Source organism: Rubrimonas sp., from assembly GCF_036788415.1.
Taxonomy (GTDB): Bacteria; Pseudomonadota; Alphaproteobacteria; order Rhodobacterales; family Rhodobacteraceae; genus Rubrimonas.
Genome location: NZ_DAIQNN010000171.1, coordinates 1 through 3,904 on the forward strand (window position 1 = coordinate 1; position 3,904 = coordinate 3,904).

6 protein-coding genes and 1 tRNA gene are annotated in these 3,904 nt (G+C 70.4%); 2 read left to right on the forward strand and 5 right to left on the reverse strand.

Annotated features, from left to right (window positions below):
• Positions 1-28: 28 nt before the first annotated feature.
• Positions 29-442 carry a DUF6314 family protein gene (locus V7Q31_RS17820; protein WP_333835192.1) on the reverse strand — a complete coding sequence of 138 codons (414 nt, stop codon included), beginning with the start codon at positions 440-442 and terminating at the stop codon, positions 29-31.
• A 75-nt stretch (positions 443-517) separates the two neighbouring features.
• Here V7Q31_RS17820 and purB point away from each other — a divergent pair, with 75 nt between their 5' ends.
• Positions 518-1,822 carry an adenylosuccinate lyase gene (gene purB, locus V7Q31_RS17825; protein ID WP_333835193.1) on the forward strand — a complete coding sequence of 435 codons (1,305 nt, stop codon included), beginning with the start codon at positions 518-520 and terminating at the stop codon, positions 1,820-1,822.
• Between the two features lie 4 nt (positions 1,823-1,826).
• Here the strand turns inward: purB and V7Q31_RS17830 are convergent, their stop codons facing one another.
• Positions 1,827-2,027 (reverse strand): CTP synthetase, encoded by a 201-nt coding sequence (locus tag V7Q31_RS17830; protein WP_333835194.1) that lies wholly within the window; start codon positions 2,025-2,027, stop codon positions 1,827-1,829.
• Between the two features lie 122 nt (positions 2,028-2,149).
• On the opposite strand from V7Q31_RS17830, the gene V7Q31_RS17835 reads away from it, so the two are divergent.
• On the forward strand, positions 2,150-2,719 hold the full coding sequence (locus V7Q31_RS17835; RefSeq protein ID WP_333835195.1) for a glutathione peroxidase: 570 nt from the start codon (positions 2,150-2,152) through the stop codon (positions 2,717-2,719).
• 113 nt (positions 2,720-2,832) lie between these two features.
• Here the strand turns inward: V7Q31_RS17835 and V7Q31_RS17840 are convergent, their stop codons facing one another.
• The 3 genes from V7Q31_RS17840 to V7Q31_RS17850 all read right to left on the reverse strand — a co-directional run.
• Positions 2,833-3,456, reverse strand: a complete 624-nt coding sequence (locus tag V7Q31_RS17840) for a ribonuclease HII (RefSeq protein ID WP_333835196.1) — start codon at positions 3,454-3,456, stop codon at positions 2,833-2,835.
• 67 nt (positions 3,457-3,523) lie between these two features.
• Positions 3,524-3,597: transfer RNA gene (locus tag V7Q31_RS17845), tRNA-Gly, on the reverse strand.
• Between the two features lie 97 nt (positions 3,598-3,694).
• On the reverse strand, positions 3,695-3,904 hold a 210-nt coding region (locus tag V7Q31_RS17850; protein ID WP_333835197.1), incomplete at its 5' end, for an isocitrate/isopropylmalate family dehydrogenase.

Sequence of the window (3,904 nt, forward strand, 5' to 3'; positions counted from 1 at the left end):
CCTCAGCTCCACCACCCCGCGCCGCCCCTCACCCCATGCGGATGTAGCGCGTCGTGCTGGCATAGTCCTTGCGCGGTCCGCTCACCCGCCAATGCGCATGCCAGCTCTCGGCGGCGAAGCTGTAGCGCACTTCGTAACGGTCGCGCCCGCAGAGATGCTCGTCGCGCGATTCCACCGCGCTCCAGTCGAAGCGGTGGAAGTCGGCGCCGTCCTCCTTCAGCACCCGCACGGCCGTAGGCCCGTCGAAGCGCCACAGATAGACGCGGCTCGCCTGCATCTTCGAGGCGCCGAGCGTCAGCAGCCCCTGCTCGGCGTAGCGCAGCCCGCCCTCTTCGGGCGTGAGGCGCAGGACGCCGCGGAACTTGCCGTCGCGCCCATAGGCGAAATCCTCGATCTCGCGCGCCACGCGCCAGACCCCTGCGAACCGCGTCTGAGTTGTCACCGCCATGGCTCGGTGCTAACGCCGCCCGACCCCGCCGGCAACGGCTGTCGTGCGGGCGCCGAGCGGAGAGCGCCGATGATCCCCCGTTACGCCCGCCCCGAGATGGTCGCGATCTGGGAGCCGCAGACGCGCTTCCGCATCTGGTTCGAGATCGAGGCGCATGCCTGCGACGCGCAGGCCGCCCTCGGCGTGATCCCGAGATCGGCGGCCGAGGCGGTGTGGACGGCGAAGGACGTCGAGTTCGACGTCGCCCGCATCGACGAGATCGAGCGCGAGACCAGGCACGACGTCATCGCCTTCCTGACCCATCTCGCCGAGCATGTCGGCCCAGAGGCGCGATTCGTGCATCAGGGCATGACCTCCTCGGACGTGCTCGACACCGCCTTCGGCGTGCAGCTGACCCGCGCCGCCGACATTCTGCTGACCGACATCGACGCGCTGCTGGCGGCGCTGAAGCGGCGCGCCGTCGAGCACCGCGACACCGTCTGCATCGGCCGCAGCCACGGCATCCACGCCGAGCCGACCACGTTCGGGCTGAAGATGGCGCAGGCCTACGCCGAAATGACCCGCAACCGCGCGCGGCTCGCGGCGGCGCGCGCCGAAGTGGCCGTTTGCGCCATCTCCGGCGCAGTCGGCACGTTCGCCAACATCGACCCGGCGGTCGAGGCGCATGTCGCGCAGGCGATGGGGCTGGCCGTCGAGCCGATCTCGACGCAGGTGATCCCGCGCGACCGGCACGCCGCCTTCTTCACCTGCCTCGCCGTGATCGCCTCCTCCATCGAGCGGATCGCGACCGAGATCCGCCATCTCCAGCGCACCGAAGTGCTGGAGGCGGAGGAGTATTTCGCGCCCGGCCAGAAGGGCAGCTCGGCCATGCCGCACAAGCGCAACCCGGTGTTGACCGAGAATCTGACAGGGCTGGCGCGCCTCGTGCGCGCGATGTGCGTCCCGGCGCTGGAGAACGTCGCCCTCTGGCACGAGCGCGACATCAGCCATTCGAGCGTGGAGCGCGGCATCGGGCCCGACGCGACCGTGACGCTCGACTTCGCGCTGGCGCGGCTGACGGGCGTGATCGACAGGCTCGTGGTCTATCCCGAGACCATGATGCGCAACATGAACCGCTTCCGCGGGCTCATCCATTCACAGCGCGTGCTGTTGGCGCTGACGCAGGCCGGCGTAAGCCGGGAGGACGCCTACAGGCTCGTGCAGCGCAACGCGATGAAAGTCTGGGAGCAGGGCGCCGATTTCGAGGCCGAACTGCGCGCCGACCCCGAAGTGACGGCGGCGCTCTCAGCCGCGCAGATCGGCGCGCTGTTCGACCTCGCCCACCACACCCGCCATGTCGAGACGATCTTCCGGCGGGTGTTCGGCGAAGCGTGAGGGCTCAAGCGAGAGTCTTGACCGGCCCGCGGATCGCCGCGGCGACATACCACGACACCGGGAGCGCGATCGCCGCGCCGAGCGCCGCCGCCGCCGAGATGCCGACGCCGTTGTAAAGGCTCTCGACCACCAGCGTGACGGTGATCAGCGTGCCCATGACCGTAGGCGCGATGATGACGTAGAGCAGCGCTGCGAGCTTGAACATGGAATCCTCCGTTCCGCTTTTCACGTCGCACTAGCGGGGAATCGAGCCGCTCGCGCATTGATTTGCCTCAAGCCCCGCCCGACCCATATCGCCGCCAAGATGTCGCAACGGAGCGCGCAGCCATGATCCGACGCCTGTTTCTCGCCGCCCTCGCCACCGGGCTCGCCAGCGCCGCCCTCGCCGGGACCGGGCCGAAAGGCGACGGCGGCAAGACCGCGCATGATTTCGGCTTCGAGAACATCGACGGCGGGCCGCTGGACATGTCGCAGTTCCGGGGCCGACCCGTACTCGTGGTCAACACCGCCTCGCGCTGCGGCTTCACCGGGCAGTATGACGGGCTGCAGGCGCTCTGGTCGCGCTACCGCGACCGCGGTCTGGTCGTGCTCGGCGTGCCGTCGGACGATTTCGGCGGGCAGGAACTCGACTCGGAGGCCGCAGTCAAGGATTTCTGCGAGACCAATTTCTCGATCGACTTCCCGATGACGACCATCACCAAGGTCCGGGGCGCGGGCGCCCACCCCTTTTACCGTTGGGCCGAGCAGGCGCTGGGCTCGGCGCGGGCGCCGAAATGGAACTTCCACAAATATCTCGTGGACGGCGACGGAAAGCTGGTCGCGGCCTTCGGCACGGGCGTCGAACCCGACAGCGCGCGCGTGCGCGACGCAGTCGAGAAGCTGCTTCCCACGAGTTGAGCCAGGCGGCCACCGAGAGCGCGAGCCGACCAAGGGCAGTCTGTCAACCAGATTTTCCTCCTAGAAACAAAGGTCCCCACCGAGGAACTGCTTCTTTCGGCTCGATTTGCGCCCTAGGCCCGTGACGACGCCCGCGCCACTGGCGCGAAGCTCCGCCGGTGGTGGGGAGACGGCCCGAGGCGCGCCAGCGCCTCCAGATGCGCCGGCGCGCCGTACCCCATGTTGCGCTCCCAACCGTAGAGCCGATGGCGCAGCGCCAGCCGCCCCATGAGCCGGTCCCGCGTCGTCTTGGCGAGGATCGAGGCGGCGGCGATCTGGGGCACCGAGCCGTCGCCGCGCACCACCGCCACGCAGGGCAGGACGAGCCCGGGCGGCACGAACAGCCCGTCGACCGCCGCCGGCGCGTCGATCCCGAGCTTCTCGATGGCGCGGCGGAGCGCCGCGAGGCTCGCCGCCCCCACCCCCTCGCCGTCGATCGCCCGGGCGGCCCGCGCCGCCACCGCGACGCGGCACCCGGCGCGGAGCGTCTCGGCGAGGTCGGCGCGCAGCCGGGGCGCGAGCTTCTTGCTGTCGTCGAGCGCGCCGAGCAGCGCAGGGTCGAGCGCGGTCGGATCGAACCAGACCGCAGCGGCCACGACCGGCCCGCAGAGCGCCCCGCGCCCGGCCTCGTCCGCGCCGATCAGCGCGGGAAACCGCTCGGGCGCGACGGCGGCGAAAGGCCGGGCGCGCCGTCGCATTGGGGAGGCGGCCTCCGCCATCAGGGGGCGGCCCCCGTCAGCGCGCACGCCGTGCGCGGCGGAGGGATGGAGCGGGCGAGGGGAATCGAACCCCCGTCTTCAGAGTGGAAATCTGTGGCTCTGCCATTGAGCTACGCCCGCGACATGCGAAGCGACGATATGCCCCTTGCGTGTCAGACCCTCTTCTCTTAGGCGCGCCGAGCATGGCGCGCAAGCGCTTCGGGTCGGACGCGTCGCGTCACACCCCCGACAGCTCTGCGAGGATCGCGTCGCCCATCTCGCGCGTGCCGATGCGGGTTCCCCCGCCCACCGTCATCAGATCGGGCGTGCGCAGCCCCTTGGCCAGCACCCGCTCGACCGCCTGCTCCAGCATGTCGGCCTCCGCCCCCAGCGCGAAGGAATAGCGCAGCGCCATCGCGAAGCTGAGGATGCAGGCGATCGGGTTGGC

Bases quoted from the DNA above. Each gene is read 5' to 3' on its own strand.
- purB (WP_333835193.1), top strand. From the start codon at position 518: ATGATCCCCCGTTACGCCCGCCCCGAGATGGTCGCGATCTGGGAGCCG.
- V7Q31_RS17830 (WP_333835194.1), bottom strand. From the start codon at position 2,027: ATGTTCAAGCTCGCAGCGCTGCTCTACGTCATCATCGCGCCTACGGTC.
- V7Q31_RS17835 (WP_333835195.1), top strand. From the start codon at position 2,150: ATGATCCGACGCCTGTTTCTCGCCGCCCTCGCCACCGGGCTCGCCAGC.
- V7Q31_RS17840 (WP_333835196.1), bottom strand. From the start codon at position 3,456: ATGCGACGGCGCGCCCGGCCTTTCGCCGCCGTCGCGCCCGAGCGGTTT.